The sequence below is a fragment of the Streptomyces sp. NPDC090994 genome, from assembly GCF_044768905.1.
In the GTDB taxonomy this organism is placed as follows: domain Bacteria; phylum Actinomycetota; class Actinomycetes; order Streptomycetales; family Streptomycetaceae; genus Streptomyces.
This window is the reverse complement of the sequence record NZ_JBIVWS010000034.1, coordinates 43,426-58,293: the sequence shown is the minus strand read 5'-3', so window position 1 is coordinate 58,293 and position 14,868 is coordinate 43,426. Positions and strand designations below refer to the sequence as shown.

14 protein-coding genes are annotated in these 14,868 nt (G+C 72.8%); 4 read left to right on the top strand and 10 right to left on the bottom strand.

Annotated features, from left to right (window positions below; translation table 11 throughout):
* Window positions 1-420: 420 nt before the first annotated feature.
* Entirely contained in the window at window positions 421-1,023 is a 603-nt protein-coding gene (locus ACIQR3_RS36010; RefSeq protein ID WP_403545494.1) for a hypothetical protein, read from the bottom strand.
* A 277-nt stretch (window positions 1,024-1,300) separates the two neighbouring features.
* On the opposite strand from ACIQR3_RS36010, the gene ACIQR3_RS36005 reads away from it, so the two are divergent.
* On the top strand, window positions 1,301-4,114 hold the full coding sequence (locus ACIQR3_RS36005) for a penicillin acylase family protein (RefSeq protein ID WP_403545492.1): 2,814 nt from the start codon (window positions 1,301-1,303) through the stop codon (window positions 4,112-4,114).
* Between the two features lie 21 nt (window positions 4,115-4,135).
* Here the strand turns inward: ACIQR3_RS36005 and ACIQR3_RS36000 are convergent, their stop codons facing one another.
* Window positions 4,136-5,398: an exo-beta-N-acetylmuramidase NamZ domain-containing protein gene (locus ACIQR3_RS36000; RefSeq protein WP_403545490.1), complete on the bottom strand. Its 1,263-nt coding sequence runs from the start codon at window positions 5,396-5,398 to the stop codon at window positions 4,136-4,138.
* A 123-nt stretch (window positions 5,399-5,521) separates the two neighbouring features.
* Here ACIQR3_RS36000 and ACIQR3_RS35995 point away from each other — a divergent pair, with 123 nt between their 5' ends.
* From ACIQR3_RS35995 to ACIQR3_RS35985, 3 genes are read left to right on the top strand one after another with little or no spacing between them, the layout of a single operon-like run.
* Entirely contained in the window at window positions 5,522-6,292 is a 771-nt protein-coding gene (locus ACIQR3_RS35995) for an SDR family oxidoreductase (RefSeq protein WP_403545489.1), read from the top strand.
* Complete coding sequence (locus tag ACIQR3_RS35990) at window positions 6,289-7,950, top strand: class I adenylate-forming enzyme family protein (RefSeq protein ID WP_403545487.1); 1,662 nt, start codon at window positions 6,289-6,291, stop codon at window positions 7,948-7,950. The genes ACIQR3_RS35995 and ACIQR3_RS35990 overlap by 4 nt, the downstream gene beginning before the upstream one ends.
* Window positions 7,951-7,980: 30 nt before the next feature.
* Window positions 7,981-8,574, top strand: coding sequence for a TetR/AcrR family transcriptional regulator (locus ACIQR3_RS35985; protein ID WP_403545486.1), 594 nt, complete (start codon window positions 7,981-7,983; stop codon window positions 8,572-8,574).
* A 12-nt stretch (window positions 8,575-8,586) separates the two neighbouring features.
* Here ACIQR3_RS35985 and ACIQR3_RS35980 read toward each other — a convergent pair whose 3' ends face one another.
* The 8 genes from ACIQR3_RS35980 to ACIQR3_RS35945 all read right to left on the bottom strand — a co-directional run bounded on the left by ACIQR3_RS35980 (window position 8,587) and on the right by ACIQR3_RS35945 (window position 14,832).
* Window positions 8,587-9,801 carry an acyl-CoA dehydrogenase family protein gene (locus ACIQR3_RS35980; RefSeq protein WP_403545484.1) on the bottom strand — a complete coding sequence of 405 codons (1,215 nt, stop codon included), beginning with the start codon at window positions 9,799-9,801 and terminating at the stop codon, window positions 8,587-8,589.
* 5 nt (window positions 9,802-9,806) lie between these two features.
* Window positions 9,807-10,829, bottom strand: a complete 1,023-nt coding sequence (locus tag ACIQR3_RS35975; RefSeq protein WP_403545483.1) for a phosphotransferase family protein — start codon at window positions 10,827-10,829, stop codon at window positions 9,807-9,809.
* A 169-nt stretch (window positions 10,830-10,998) separates the two neighbouring features.
* Window positions 10,999-11,295 carry a hypothetical protein gene (locus ACIQR3_RS35970; protein ID WP_403545481.1) on the bottom strand — a complete coding sequence of 99 codons (297 nt, stop codon included), beginning with the start codon at window positions 11,293-11,295 and terminating at the stop codon, window positions 10,999-11,001.
* A gap of 177 nt (window positions 11,296-11,472) precedes the next feature.
* Complete coding sequence (locus ACIQR3_RS35965; RefSeq protein WP_403545479.1) at window positions 11,473-11,850, bottom strand: DUF202 domain-containing protein; 378 nt, start codon at window positions 11,848-11,850, stop codon at window positions 11,473-11,475.
* The gene (locus tag ACIQR3_RS35960) at window positions 11,847-12,239 is read right to left on the bottom strand and encodes a YidH family protein (protein ID WP_403545477.1); all 393 of its coding nucleotides are present in this window, start codon (window positions 12,237-12,239) and stop codon (window positions 11,847-11,849) included. The genes ACIQR3_RS35965 and ACIQR3_RS35960 overlap by 4 nt, the downstream gene beginning before the upstream one ends.
* 28 nt (window positions 12,240-12,267) lie before the next feature.
* Window positions 12,268-12,777, bottom strand: coding sequence for an NUDIX hydrolase (locus ACIQR3_RS35955; RefSeq protein ID WP_403545475.1), 510 nt, complete (start codon window positions 12,775-12,777; stop codon window positions 12,268-12,270).
* Window positions 12,778-12,861: 84 nt separating this feature from the next.
* Window positions 12,862-14,259: a GntP family permease gene (locus ACIQR3_RS35950; RefSeq protein WP_403545474.1), complete on the bottom strand. Its 1,398-nt coding sequence runs from the start codon at window positions 14,257-14,259 to the stop codon at window positions 12,862-12,864.
* A gap of 48 nt (window positions 14,260-14,307) precedes the next feature.
* Window positions 14,308-14,832 carry a gluconokinase gene (locus ACIQR3_RS35945; RefSeq protein WP_403545473.1) on the bottom strand — a complete coding sequence of 175 codons (525 nt, stop codon included), beginning with the start codon at window positions 14,830-14,832 and terminating at the stop codon, window positions 14,308-14,310.
* Window positions 14,833-14,868: the final 36 nt, after the last annotated feature.

Below are 14,868 nucleotides of genomic sequence, written 5' to 3'. Positions count from 1 at the left end.
TGCGGTGCAGTCCTAGACAGCTCCACCACACCGGAGGTCTTCGCCATGATCAAGCCCCGTCGGCGTTAACAACGCTCGTGATCAATACACCTAGCGGGCGTCTGCCGGCGGGCCGTATCCCGAGGGCGAGGGCAGGAGCCACCCCGCCGGGCGGGCTGCCGTCGCCCGGGCCCCGCGTCGGCTGCCGTCGCCCGGGCCCCGCGTCGGCTGCCGCCGCCCGGGTCCCGCGTCGGCTGCCGCCTTGCCGGCAGCGCGGACGCGAGCAGCCCCGGCCACCCGCGGTGACACCACGACACCGACCGCACGCCGCCCCGCGCACCCGCCAAGGGCCCAGGCGGCACGGCCCCCGGCGCTCCCGGGCCGTGCCGCACCACCCCCCGTACCCCAACCGCACGTCGTCGCGCCGTACCTAACGCCGGCTCAGGCCGACACCAGCAACCGTTCCCGCCGGGTGGCCGACAGGGCCTCCGGCGTCAGTACGGGCCGCGGCACCAGGATCCCGCAGTCCGCGCAGACCGGACCGGCCGACGGCTCGTGGTCCAGGTCGTACTTCCACACCAGCCGCTCACCCGCGCACACGGGGCACGCAGTCCCCGGTTCGCGCTCCAGCGCGGCTATCAGCCGGCGCAGTACCTCGGCCAGCGGCTCACGGGGGTGCACCCGCGGGTCGTCGCACCACGCCACACCGAACCCGCCCCAGGTCAGCCGGTGCCAGTCGTCCACGCTGCCGGGCCGGCGCAGCCCGTCGTGCTTCTCCTTCCTGCGGCGCTCGGCGAACTCCACCTCGTAGGCGAGCCACACCGACCGCGCCTGTTCCAGCTCCTCCAGCGCGGCCACCAGCCGCGCCGGGTCCGGGGACCTGTCCTCCGGCCCGAACCCCCAACGGGAGCACAGGTGGTCCCAGGTCGCCCTGTGTCCGTAAGGGGCGAACCGCTCAAGGCACTTGCGCAGCGAGTAGCGCCGCAGCGCCAGATCGGACCGCGGATCGCGGACCTGTCTCGCCAGACTCCGGAAACCGGCCATCGCCCTGCACCTCCGTCACACCTGCACCTGTATTCCGGTCACTTCGGCGTCGTCGTACGGACGTCGCCGAATAGACGTATCGACACACGATTCGGCTCCATCCGATTTCCGATGGCCTCCATAAGCCGGCCGGACCGCCTCCCGAGTCGACTCCCGTGACCTGTGTGTCCGCTGTGTCGTTCCGCTGTGCTCTCGCTGAAAGTGACGCATGTTCATCTTCAATCTCGGGGATACCGCCGGTAACATCCGGCGCGTCCCCGTCGGGAGGAGCTGCCCCATGTCACGGCGCACCCCACGCACGGCCCTCGTCAGACTGAGAACTCCCCGCGGAATCCACGGGTTCCTGAAGAGCGCATCGGTATGCGCCCTCATTGCCGGTCTTTTGTCACCGCTTTCCCCGGCCGGCACGGCCTCGGCCGCCTCGGCCGCCCCGGCCGGCACCGCCCCCGCCGGGGCGCCGGCCGTCACCGCGGCGGCCGACGACCACTGCGGCGGACAGTGTTCCGACATCCTGCCGCCCGGCCAGAACGGCAACGCCACCCTCGCCCAGATCCTGCTCAACCAGGCGTTCGGCACCCAGCCCGCGCACGCCGAGGACCAGCTCGGCCCCTACGCGGACCTCGCCACCGCCCACCGCACCCTCACCAACGACACGATCAACACCTTCTTCAACGACGCCTCGTTCGGCGTCCCCGCCGACCAGGTCGCCTCCACCGTCCGCCCGGCCGGCCGCACCGACGTGACGATCGTCCGCGACAAGAAGACCGGCGTGCCGCACATCACGGGCACCACCCGCTACGGCACCGAGTTCGGCGCCGGTTACGCCGCCGCCCAGGACCGCCTCTGGCTGATGGACCTCTTCCGCCACGTCGGCCGCGGCGAGCTGACCTCCTTCGCGGGCGGCGCCCCCGCCAACCAGGGCCTGGAGCAGCAGTTCTGGCGCGCTGCCCCGTACACCGAGGCCGAGCTGGAGGCGCAGATCGACAGTGCCGCCGCGAAGGCCGGCGAACGCGGCGCGCAGGCCCTGGCCGACGTCGAGGCCTACGTCGCCGGCGTCAACGCCTACATCGACGCCTCCGACCAGGCCCGCACCTTCCCCGGCGAGTACGTCCTGACCGGCCACAAGGACGCGATCACCAACGCCGGCACCATCGAGCACTTCGAACCCGCCGACCTGGTCGCCCTCGCCTCCGTCATAGGCGCCCTGTTCGGCTCCGGCGGCGGAGGCGAGGTGAACAACGCCCTGTCCCTGCTCGCCGCCCAGGAGAAGTACGGCGTCACCGAGGGCACCGAGGTCTGGGAGTCCTTCCGCCAGCGCGACGACCCCGAGGCCGCCCTCACCGTCCAGGACGGCACTTTCCCGTACCTCACCCCGCCCGCCGACCCGCGGCACCGGGCCCTGCCCGACGCCGGCTCGGTGACGGCCGAACCCCTCGTGCACGACCGCACGGGCAGCGCGGCCGAGCAGGCCACCGCCGCCACCGGCACCCTCTCCTCCGCCCGGCGCGGCATGTCCAACGCCCTCGTCGTCAGCGGCGACCACACCGCGAGCGGACACCCCGTCGCCGTCTTCGGACCGCAGACCGGCTACTTCGCGCCCCAGCTCCTGATGCTCCAGGAGATCCAGGGCCCCGGCCTCAGCGCCCGCGGCGCCTCCTTCGCGGGCCTGAGCATGTACGTCGAACTGGGCCGCGGCCAGGACTACGCGTGGAGCGCGACCACGTCCGGCCAGGACATCATCGACACGTACGCCGTCGAGCTGTGCCAGGACGACTACCACTACCTCTACCGCGGCACCTGCACGCCCATGGAGAAGGTCGAGCGCAAGAACGCCTGGACCCCGACCGTGGCCGACTCCACCGCCGCCGGCTCCTACACCCTGCGGGTCTGGCGCACGAAGTACGGCCCGGTGGAGCACCGCGCGACCGTCGGCGGCACGAAGGTCGCCTACGTCTCCCTGCGCTCGTCCTTCCTGCACGAGGCCGACTCGATCATCGGCTTCCAGATGCTCAACGACCCCGGCTACGTCCAGGGCCCGCAGGACTTCCAGCGCGCGGTCCAGCACATCAACTACACCTTCAACTGGTTCTACGCCGACGCCGAGCACACCGCGTACTACAACAGCGGCGACAACCCGGTGCGGGCCGACGGCGTGGACGCCGACTTCCCCGTCTGGGCCCGCCCGGCGGGGGAGTGGCGGGGCTGGGACCCGGCGGCCAACACCGCCGACTACACCCCCGCCTCCGCCCACCCTCAGTCGGCCGGCCAGGACTACTACGTCTCCTGGAACAACAAGGTGGCCGAGGGCTACTCGGTCGCCTCCTGGGGCAACGGCTCGGTCCACCGCGGGAACCTGCTCGACGACCGGGTGCGGAAACTGGTCGAGCAGGGCGGAGTCACGCGCGCCTCGCTCGTCCGGGCGATGGCCGACGCGGGCCTCACCGATCTGCGGGCCGAGGACGTCCTGCCGGACTTGCTCAAGGTGATCGACACTGCCCCGGTGACCGACCCCGCCGCCAAGGCGGCCGTCGACCGGCTCCGGGCCTGGCTGGCGGCGGGCGGCAAGCGCACCGAGACCTCGGCCGGTTCGAGGACGTACGCCCACGCCGACGCCGTCCGCACCCTGGACGCCTGGTGGCCGCTGCTGGTGCGGGCCGCGTTCGAACCCGGTCTCGGCAGCGGACTGTACGACGCCTTCACCGCCAACCTCCCCGTCGACGAGTCCCCGTCCGCCGCCCACGGCCCGACCGGCGGACACGCCGGCAGCGCCTTCCAGTACGGCTGGTGGAGCTTTGTCGACAAGGATCTGAGGGCGGTGCTCGGCGAGTCCGTACGCGGTCCCCTCGCCCGCGCCTACTGCGGCGGCGGCGACCCGGCGGCCTGCCGGGACACGCTGATCGCCACCCTGAAGGAGGCGGCGGCGAAGACGCCCGCGCAGGTCTACCCCGGCGACGACAGTTGCGCCGCGGGCGACCAGTGGTGCGCCGACGCGATCGTCCACCGCACCCTGGGCGGCATCAGGCACGGCCCGGTCGGCTGGCAGAACCGCCCCACCTACCAGCAGGTGGTGGAGTTCACGTCCCACAGGTGAGTACGGGCGGGCGGCGGGCGCTCAGCGGTGGACGAGGTACCGCGCGCGCACCCGGCGGAACGCCTCCAGCTCCGCCCGCCAGCCCGCCACCACCTCGTCGGTGTCCGCGCCGGCGTCGATCATCATGCGCACCCGCGCGGAACCGGTCAGCTTGTCGATCCACCCGTCCGACCGCCAGGCGAACCCGTCCCAGGTCCGCTTGGCGGTCACCAGCAGCGCGATCCCCGTACGCACGGGATCGAACGCCGCGCGGTCGTGCACATGGAGCTGCACACCCCCGACCGTCCTGCCCTGGAACTTGGAGAAGACGGGCGCGAAGTACGCCTCCCTGAACCGCACCCCCGGCAGCCCCAGCCCGTTGACGGCGGCGGCCCACGCCCCGTCGATCCCCTCCGCGCCCAGCAGTTCGAACGGGCGGGTGGTGCCGCGCCCCTCGGACAGGTTGGTGCCCTCGAACAGACAGGTCCCCGAGTACACCAGCGCGGTGTCCGGGGTCGGCATGTTGGGGCTCGGCGGCACCCAGGGCAGGCCGGAGGCGTCGTAGAAGTCGGACCGCCGCCAGCCGGTCATCGTTACGGTCTCCAGGGCGACGGGCGTCGTCAGGAACTCCCCGTCGAACAGCCGCGCCAGCTCGGCGACGGTCATGCCGTGCGCCTGCGCGATCGGCCGCCGGCCGACGAAGGTGGCGAACTCCGGGTGCAGCACCGGGCCCAGCGCGGCCCGCCCGGTCACCGGGTTGGGCCGGTCCAGGACCACGAACCGCTTGCCCGCGAGCGCGGCGGCCTCCATGCAGTCGTACAGCGTCCAGATGTACGTGTAGAAGCGCGCCCCCACGTCCTGGATGTCGAAGACGACGGTGTCCACGCCGGACGCGGTGAAGACGTCCGCGAGCGGCTGCCCGCTCTTCAGGTACGTGTCGTAGACCGGCAGCCCGGTCGCCGGGTCCTGGTACCGGCCCTCCGAGCCGCCCGCCTGGGCGGTGCCGCGGAAGCCGTGCTCGGGGCCGAAGACGGAGGTGAGGTCCACCCGGTCGTCGGCGTGCATGACGTCGACGATGTGCCGCACGTCCCGGGTGACGCCGGTCGGATTGGTGACGACGCCGACCCGGTCGCCGTCGAGCAGGGCGTACCCGTCGGCGGCCAGCCGCTCGAAGCCGGTCCGCGTCCGGCGCCCGCCGGACGCCCGGCCGGTACCGGCGGACGCCCGCGCGGTTCCGGTGGTCGCCGCCGTCGCGGTCGCCGCCGCCGTCGTCGTGGTGAGCAAGGTCCGTCTGGACAGTGTCATGCCCACGCACGCTAGTGCGCGGCCCGGCCCGGCGGAACGAGGTGAACCGCGAAACACCCTTCCGCAGCACATACCGACTGGTTAGTCTGTCACCGCCAGTTGGCGTCGCGTCGAAGGAGACCGATGGTGGAAGCCGTGCAGGACGCGGGTGTCGTCGTCACCGGAGCGGGAGGCGGCATCGGGGCCGCGCTGGCCCGCCGCTTCGCCGCCGGGGGCGCCCGCGTCGTCGTCAACGACCTGGACCCCGGCAAGGCGAAGGCGGTCGCCGAGGAGATCGGCGGCATCGCGATACCCGGCGACGCCTCGGCTGTCGTCGACGAGGCCCGCGAGGCGCTCGGCGGCACGGTCGACGTCTACTGCGCCAACGCGGGCGTCGGCTCCGGCGGCACCGAGGCCGCCGACGAGGCCGTCTGGGCGCTGGCCTGGGACGTCAACGTCATGGCCCATGTCCGCGCCGCCCACGCCCTGCTGCCCGACTGGCTGGAGCGCGGCCGGGGCCGGTTCGTCTCCACCGTCTCCGCCGCCGGCCTGCTCACCATGATCGGCGCCGCCCCCTACAGCGTCACCAAGCACGGCGCCTACGCCTTCGCCGAGTGGCTGTCGCTGACGTACCGCCACCGCGGGATCAAGGTGCACGCCATCTGCCCGCAGGGCGTGCGCACCGACATGCTCACCGCCAGCGGCAGCGCGGGCGACCTGGTGCTCGCGCCGACCGCGATCGAGCCGGAGGACGTGGCCGACGCCCTGTTCAAGGGCATCGAGGAGGACCGCTTCCTGATCCTCCCGCACCCCGAGGTCGCCGCGTACTACCAGGCCCGCGCCGCCGAACCGGACCGCTGGCTGCGCGGCATGAACCGGCTCCAGCGCCAGTGGGAGGAGGGGAGCGCCCGATGACCCCCACCGGCTCCCGGTACGCGGCCAAGCCCTGGCTGGACCTGCTCACCGACGTCCAGAAGGCCCCGCTGCACCCGGACGCCTCCCTGGTGCACGCCCTGCGCCGGGTGGTCGCCGAGACTCCCGACCGCACCTTCCTCGCCTACTTCGACGGCCGCCTCACCTACCGCGAGGCGGACGAGCTGAGCGACTCCGTCGCCGGCCGGCTCGCCGCCCGCGGCCTGGAGCGCGGCGACCGCGTCGCCGTCGTCCTCCAGAACTCCCCGCACTTCGTCCTCGCCGTCCTCGGCGCCTGGAAGGCGGGCGGGACCGTGGTCCCCGTCAACCCCATGTACAAGTCGGGGGAGACCGGACACGTCCTGCGGGACGCCGAGGCGAGCGCGCTGATCTGCTCCGACCGCGCCTGGGAGGCGTATCTGCGCGACACGGCCGCCGACTCCCCGGTGCGGATCGTGCTCACCGCCTGCGAACTGGACTTCCAGACCCGCGGGGACGCGCGCGTACTGGCCTTCGCACGGCAGCCCGTGACCGACGCCGAGGACCTCACGGAAGCGGCCCGCGCCGGCCACCCGGCCCCGCCGGACCGCGCCCCGGCCGCCGGGGACACCGCGCTGATCAGCTACACCTCGGGCACCAGCGGCACCCCCAAGGGCGCCACCAACACCCACCGCAACATCATGTACAACGCCGAACGGCAGCGCACCGGGCTCGGCCTGCCCGAGGCGCCGGTCTACTTCGCGCTGGCGCCGCTGTTCCACATCACCGGCCTGGTCTGCGAGTTCGGTGCCTGCCTGGCCGGCGGCGGCACGCTCGTCCTCGCCTACCGCTTCGAGGCGGGCGTCGTCCTCGACGCGTTCGCCGAGCACCGCCCGCACTACACCGTCGGCCCGTCCACCGCCTTCATGGCCCTGGCCGCCCACCCCGGCGTCACCCGCGACCACTTCGCCTCCTTCACGGTGATCTCCTCCGGCGGCGCCCCGCTGCCGCCCGCCCTGGTGGAGAGGTTCCGGGCCGGTTTCGGGCCGTACATCCGCAACGGCTACGGCCTCACCGAGTGCACCGCCCCCTGCGCCTCCGTACCGCCCCACCTGGAGGCACCCGTCGACCCGGTCTCCGGGACCCTCGCGGTCGGCGTGCCCGGACCCGAGACGGTCGTCCGCGTCCTCGACGACCAGGGCGAGGAGGTGCCCTTCGGCGAGCAGGGCGAGATCGTCGTCAGCGGCCCCCAGGTCGTCCCCGGCTACTGGCGCCGCCCCACCGCCACCGCCGAGACCTTCCCCGGCGGCGAACTGCGCACCGGCGACATCGGCTTCATGGACGAGCGCGGCTGGCTCTACGTCGTCGACCGCAAGAAAGACATGATCAACGCCTCCGGCTTCAAGGTCTGGCCGCGCGAGGTCGAGGACGTCCTCTACACCCACCCGGCGGTCCGCGAGGCGGCCGTCGTCGGGGTGCCCGACGGCTACCGCGGCGAGACCGTCAAGGCGTACATCAGCCTCCGCCCGGGCGCCGCGGCCGACCCCGGCGAGCTGGCCGCGTACTGCGGCGAGAGACTGGCCGCCTACAAGTACCCGCGCCAGGTGGAGATCCTGCCCGAACTGCCGAAAACGGCGAGTGGCAAGATCCTCCGTCGGGAACTGCGTTCCCGCAACGACTAGAACAGTGTCACGGAAAGGCAGGTGGCGGCAGTGCCCAGGACGACGGACGGGGACGGCACCCCGGTGCCGCAGCGGCTTCTGGCCGCCGCCACCCGGCTCTTCGCGGAGCGGGGCTACGACCGCACCTCGGTGCAGGAGATCGTCGAGGCGGCCGGCGTCACCAAGGGCGCGCTCTACCACTACTTCGGCTCCAAGGACGACCTGCTGCACGAGGTGTACGCGCGCGTGCTGCGCCTCCAGCAGGAACGCCTGGACACCTTCGCGGACGCCGACGAACCGGTCGAGAAGCGGCTGCGGGACGCGGCGGCCGACGTCGTCGTCACCACCATCGACAACCTGGACGACGCGTCGATCTTCTTCCGCTCCATGCACCACCTGAGCCCGGAGAAGAACCGGCAGGTGCGCGCCGAGCGCCGCCGCTACCACGAACGCTTCCGCGCCCTGGTCGAGGAGGGCCAGCAGGCAGGGGTCTTCTCCAAGGAGACCCCTGCGGACCTGGTGGTGGACTACCACTTCGGTTCCATCCACCACCTGTCCACCTGGTACCGCCCCGACGGCCCGCTCAGCCCCCAGCAACTCGCCGACCACCTCGCCGACCTGCTGCTGCGGGCGCTGCGGCCCTAGAGGGCCGGGCCGTCAGAGGTACTTCTTCAGCTCCCGCCGCGCCAGCGACCGCTGGTGCACCTCGTCCGGACCGTCGGCCAGCATCAGGGTCCGGGCGCCCGCGTACAGCTCGGCCAGCGGGAAGTCCTGGCTCACCCCGCCCGCGCCGTGCAGCTGGATCGCCCGGTCGAGGATGCCGACGACCGTGCGCGGGGTCGCGATCTTGATCGCCTGGATCTCGGTGTGCGCGCCCCGGTTGCCCACGGTGTCCATCATCCAGGCGGTCTTCAGCACCAGCAGCCGCAGCTGCTCGACGGCCACCCGCGCGTCCGCGATCCAGTTCTGCACCACGCCCTGCTGGGCCAGCGCCTTGCCGAACGCGGACCGGGAGACGGCCCGCCGGCACATCAGCTCGATCGCCCGCTCCGCCATGCCGATCAGCCGCATGCAGTGGTGGATGCGGCCGGGCCCGAGCCGCGCCTGGGCGATCGCGAACCCGCCGCCCTCCTCGCCGACCAGGTTCGACACCGGCACGCGCGCGTGGTCGAAGACGACCTCCGCGTGCCCGCCGTGCCAGTGGTCCTCGTAACCGAAGACCCGCATCCCGCGCACGACGGTGACCCCCGGGGTGTCGCGCGGCACCAGCACCATCGACTGCTGCCGGCGGATGTCGCCGCCGTCCGGGTCGGTCTTGCCCATCACGATGAAGATCTTGCAGTCCGGGTTCATCGCCCCGGAGATGTACCACTTGCGGCCCGTGATGACGTACTCGTCGCCCTCGCGCCGGATGTGCGTGGTGATGTTGGTGGCGTCCGACGAGGCCACCTCCGGCTCGGTCATCGCGAACGCGGAGCGGATCTCCCCGGCGAGCAGCGGCTCCAGCCACTGCTTCTTCTGCGCCTCGTTCCCGAACTGGGCCAGCACCTCCATGTTCCCCGTGTCCGGCGCCGCGCAGTTGGTGGCCGTCGGTGCCAGCTGCGGACTGCGGCCGGTGATCTCGGCGAGCGGCGCGTACTGGAGGTTGGTCAGGCCCGCGCCGTGCTCGGCGTCGGGCAGGAACAGGTTCCACAGGCCCTGGCGGCGGGCCTCGGCCTTGAGGTCCTCCACCACCCGAGGGGTCTCCCAGGGCGACGCCAGCCGGGCGCGCTGCTCGTGCGCCACCGCCTCGGCCGGGTACACGTACTCGTCCATGAAGGCGAGCAGCCTGGCGCGGAGTTCCTCGGTACGGGCGTCGAACGCGAAGTCCATGCCGGTCAGCCTTCCTGAAGGGTGGTCAGTCCGTGCTCGATGAAGACGGGCACCAGGTCGCCGATGCGGTCGAAACCGCGCCCGACCGTCTGCCCCAGCGTGTAGCGGTAGTGGATGCCCTCCAGGATCACGGCGAGCTTGAACCAGGCGAACGCCGTGTACCACGAGATCCCCGACACGTCGCGCCCCGAGCGCGCGGCGTACCGCTCGACCAGCTCCCGGGGGCTGGGGTGCCCGGGAGCCTCGGCGGTGGTGGAGACGGGCGAGCCGGGCATCCCGAGCGGCCGGCTGTACATCACCAGCAGCCCGAGGTCGGTCAGCGGGTCACCGAGCGTGGACATCTCCCAGTCGAGCACCGCCGTGATCCGGTCGTCGTCGCCGATCAGGACGTTGTCCAGCCGGTAGTCGCCGTGCACCACGGCGGGGGCGGGGGAGCGCGGCAGCTCCCGGCCGAGCGTGGCGTGCAGTTCGTCGATGCCGGGCAGGTCGCGGTCGCGGGAGGCGTCGAGCTGCTTGGCCCAGCGGCGCAGCTGGCGGTCGAGGAACCCCTCGGGCCGCCCGAAGTCGGCGAGGCCCACCGCGCCGGGGTCCACCGCGTGCAGCTCGACGAGGGTGTCCACCAGGTTCAGTACGGCACCCCGGGTGCGCTCGGGGCCCAGCGGGGCGAGCTGGTCCGCCGTGCGGTACGGCGTGCCCTCGACGAACTCCATCACGTAGAACGGCGCCCCGAGCACCTCCTCGTCCTCGCACAGCAGCACCGTGCCGGGGACCGGCACGCCGGTCGGGTGCAGGGCGCTGATCACCCGGTGCTCGCGCCGCATGTCGTGCGCGGTGGCCAGCACATGACCGAGCGGCGGGCGCCGCACCACCCAGCGGGAGACGCCGTCGGTGACCGCGTAGGTGAGGTTGGACCGTCCGCCCTCGATCAGCCGGCCCGTCAGCGGGCCGCGCACCAGGCCCGGCCGCTCCCGGTCGAGCAGGCCGCGCAGCCGGTCGGGATCGAGTCCGGGCGGGTGGTCGGGGCTCATCGGCGCTCCTCCGGCGGGGTGGACGAGGGGTGGACCGTACCGGGATCATGATGCCGACCGGTCGGTATGCCGTCCAGAGGGCGGACCGGAACGTGATCCGCGCCACCACGCGCCGACGGCTCCCCGCGCGGGTGCGCGAGGAGCCGCCGGGAGGCCGCGGGGAGTGCCGTCAGTGGTCGTCCCAGTGGCCGTCGTGCGCCGCGTGCCGATGACCGTCGTGGAGGTAGTCGACGTGGTCGCCGTGGCGCACGCGCGCGTGCCCGCACGTCTCGCCGTGCTGGTGCTCGTGCCCCTCGTGGGCGGTGTGCCCGGCGGTCTCGCACTCGTCCCAGTGGCCGGAGTGCTCGCGGTGCAGGTGCCCGTCGTGCGCGTAGTCAACGTGGTCGCCGTGCGGCACCTCGGTGTGCCCGCAGGCCGGACCGTGCGCGTGCGCGTGGGCGGGGTGTTCCTGGTGCAGGGTGCTCATGGTGCTCACCTTCGGGATGGACGACGGGAACTGGCGCGGGCGTCCGGGCGGGCGGCCGCCGTCGGTCAGGCTGCCACGCCGATGGTGCGTATCGGTACATTCCGGGTCGCGTGGCGCCCGGGTACCCCAGAGGGCCGGAGCCATGAAGACGATCGGCTGCGCGCGGTACGGAGCCGGCTAGGCCAGGATCAGAACGGCCCCGCACACCGCCATCGCCACCGTGCACAGGGCGACCGCGGCGGCATGCGGCGGCGCGAGCGCCGGGGGCCGGTTCGAGGACGCGACGGCGGCGATGCGGCGGTGGGCCAGGAACAGCACGCCCAGCCACAGGAAGCAGGCCAGGGCGCCGGCGGTGACGGAGACGGCGGAGGCGCCGCCGTGCAGCGCGGTCTTCGCGCCGAGCACCGCGGCGACGGCCCCCGCCAGGGTGGTGCGGCGCCAGGCGAGCCGGGTGCGCTCGGGCTGAAGCCCCGGATCCCGGTCGGGGTCACGGTCCGGGTCCGGGGCCGGGCCGGGAACCTCCGGCTCGTGGTGCGGGGGAGGGGCGCCGCTCACCCCTCCCACCCGACCAGCACCACCACGACCATGGCGACGGCCACCACGGCGACGACGACGCCGAGCAGCGCGGGGAAGCGGGAGACCGGAAGGTCCTCGCCGCGCCGCATCGCCCGCTCGCAGCGGACCCAGTGGTTGACGGCGCGCAAGGAGCACAGCACCCCTGACGCCAGCAGCGTGAGCGCCAGCCCGACGCGCCAGCCCCAGCGCAGGCCGGGGAGGAACTGGTCCACCGCGAACCCGCCGCCGATCAGGGCGAGCGCGGTGCGCAGCCAGGCCAGGAAGGTGCGCTCGTTCGCCAGCGAGAAACGGTAGTCGGGGGTGCCGCCCTCCCGCCGGACCGCGTCGGGCGCGAACCACAGGCGGACGTTGCGTGCGAAGTCGATCACGAGCGGGACCCTATCGGGCCGGTGCCGGTCACCCTTCCCGCCCGGTGAGCCGCCGGTACGCCGCCAGCCCGTCGGGCACCCACTCCCACTCGTCGAGCCGCCGCACCAACTCCTCCTCCGGCAGGAAGTCGTACCAGGCGACCTCCTCCGCCTGCGGCCGTACGGCCGACTCGCAGCGCACCTCGTACACCGCCGACCACCAGCTCCGCCCGCCCCCGTCGTCGTACAGGAACTTGAACAGGAACCGGGGGCGCGGCAGCCCGCTCACCCCCAGTTCCTCCTCCGCCTCGCGCAGCGCCGCGTCGTCGTAGGACTCGCCCGCGCCGACCACCCCGCCGACGAACATGTCGTGGAGGGAGGGGAAGACCAGCTTCTGCGCGGTGCGCCGGTGGACGAAGATCCGTCCCCGTGCGTCCCGGGCCTGGACGAACACACAGCGGTGGCGCAGCCCCTCGGCGTACACCTCACCGCGCGGGGACCGGCCGACGACCCGGTCGTGCTCGTCGACGATGTCGAGGATCTCGTCCGCAGCGCTCATGGAACCATCCAAGCAGGACGGCCCGAGGCCCGGGCATCCGCCGGGGCCTCGGGCCGTCCCGGCCGTCCGCCGGCCGTGCGGGACCTACAGGATCAGGGAGACCAGCAGGACCAGCGCGCCGGCGACCACCGAGATGATCGTCTCCATGACCGACCAGGTCTTGACCGTCTGGCCGACGTCGAGTCCGAAGTACTCCTTGACCAGCCAGAAGCCGGCGTCGTTGACGTGGCTGAAGAACAGCGAACCGGCGCCGATGGCCAGCACCAGCAGGGCCGCGTGGGTCGTCGACATGTCGGCCGCCAGCGGCGCGACCAGGCCGGCCGCCGAGACGGTCGCCACGGTCGCCGAACCGGTCGCCAGCCGGATCGCCACCGCGATCAGCCAGGCCAGCAGCAGCGCCGGGATCGACCAGTCCTCGGAGATCTCCAGGACCATCTGGCCGACGCCGGAGTCGATCAGCGTCTGCTTGAAGCCGCCGCCCGCGCCGACGATCAGCAGGATGCCCGCGATGGGCGCGAGGCCCTTCTCGACCAGCCCGGAGACGCGGTCCTTGGCGAACCCGGCGGGCCGCAGCAGCGTGAAGATGCCCACGATCACGGCGGCCAGCAGGGCGATCAGCGGGTTGCCGATGACGTCGAAGGTCCGCTGCACCAGCGCGTCCGGGTCGTCGACGATGATGTCGACGAGCGCCTTGGCGAGCATCAGCACGACCGGCAGCAGGATCGTGGCCAGGGTCGCGCCGAAGCCGGGGCGCTTCTCCAGGTCCTCGGAGGCGCGCTGCGGGATCATCCGCTCGGGCGCCGGGACGTCCACCCAGCGGGCCGCGAACTTCGAGAAGACCGGCCCGGCGATGATCACCGTCGGGACGGCGATCAGGACACCCAGCGCCAGGGTCACGCCGAGGTTGGCGCCGAGCGCGTCGATCGCGACCAGCGGACCGGGGTGCGGCGGCACCAGGCCGTGCATCACGGACAGGCCGGCCAGCGCCGGGATGCCGATGCGCATCAGCGAGTAGTTGCCGCGCTTGGCGACCATCAGGACGACCGGGATCAGCAGGACGATGCCGACCTCGAAGAAGAGCGGCAGGCCGATCACGGACGCGATCAGCACCATCGTCCACGGCATCGAGCGCGCGCTCGCCCTGCCGAGGATCGTGTCCACGATCTGGTCGGCGCCCCCGGAGTCGGCGAGCATCTTGCCGAGGATCGCGCCGAGGGCGATCAGCACGCCCACGCCGGCGACGGTGGAGCCGAGCCCGCTGGTGAAGCTGGTGATGACCTTGTCCAGCGGCGCCCCGGCGAACGCGCCGAGCGCCAGCGAACCGATGGTCAACGCCAGGAAGGCGTGCAGCTTGAACTTGGTGATGAGCAGGACGATGACGGCGATGCCCAGCAGCACGGCGATGCCCAGCTGGGCGTGACCGGCCGAGGTGATCGGCTCGACGGTGTCCGCTGCCAGCATCTCGACGCTGAGTCTGGTCACGGTGTTTCCCTTGCGGTGATGGAAGTGCGGGGGTGGGTGCGGGGGGTGCTACGCGGGACCGGGAAGCGCCCGGAGGGCCGCGACGGCCCGTTCGGCGATCTCCTCGGGGCTGCCGGAGACGTCCACGGCGACCCCGGCCTCGTCCGGCTGGAGCGGCTGGAGCGTGGCGAACTGGGAGTCGAGCAGCGCCGTCGGCATGAAGTGCCCCTCGCGGTGCGACATCCGGTCCTCGATCAGCTCGCGGCTGCCCGTGAGGTGGACGAAGACGAGACCGGGCGCGGCGGCCCGCAGCCGGTCGCGGTACGACCGCTTCAGCGCCGAGCAGCTGACCGCCCCGCCGAGCCCGGCCCGCTCGTGCGCCCAGGCGCCGATGGCGTCCAGCCACGGCCACCGGTCGTCGTCGTCGAGCGGGGTGCCGGCCGTCATCTTGGCGATGTTGGCCGGCGGGTGGAAGTCGTCGCCCTCGGCGTAGGGAACGCCGAGGCGGGCGGCGAGCAGGGGACCGATGGTGGTCTTCCCGGTGCCCGCCACGCCCATGACCACGACGACATGGGGGATCTGCGGCTGCTGCATCGTGCTCTCGCTGTCTGCTGTCTTCGTCGACACGTG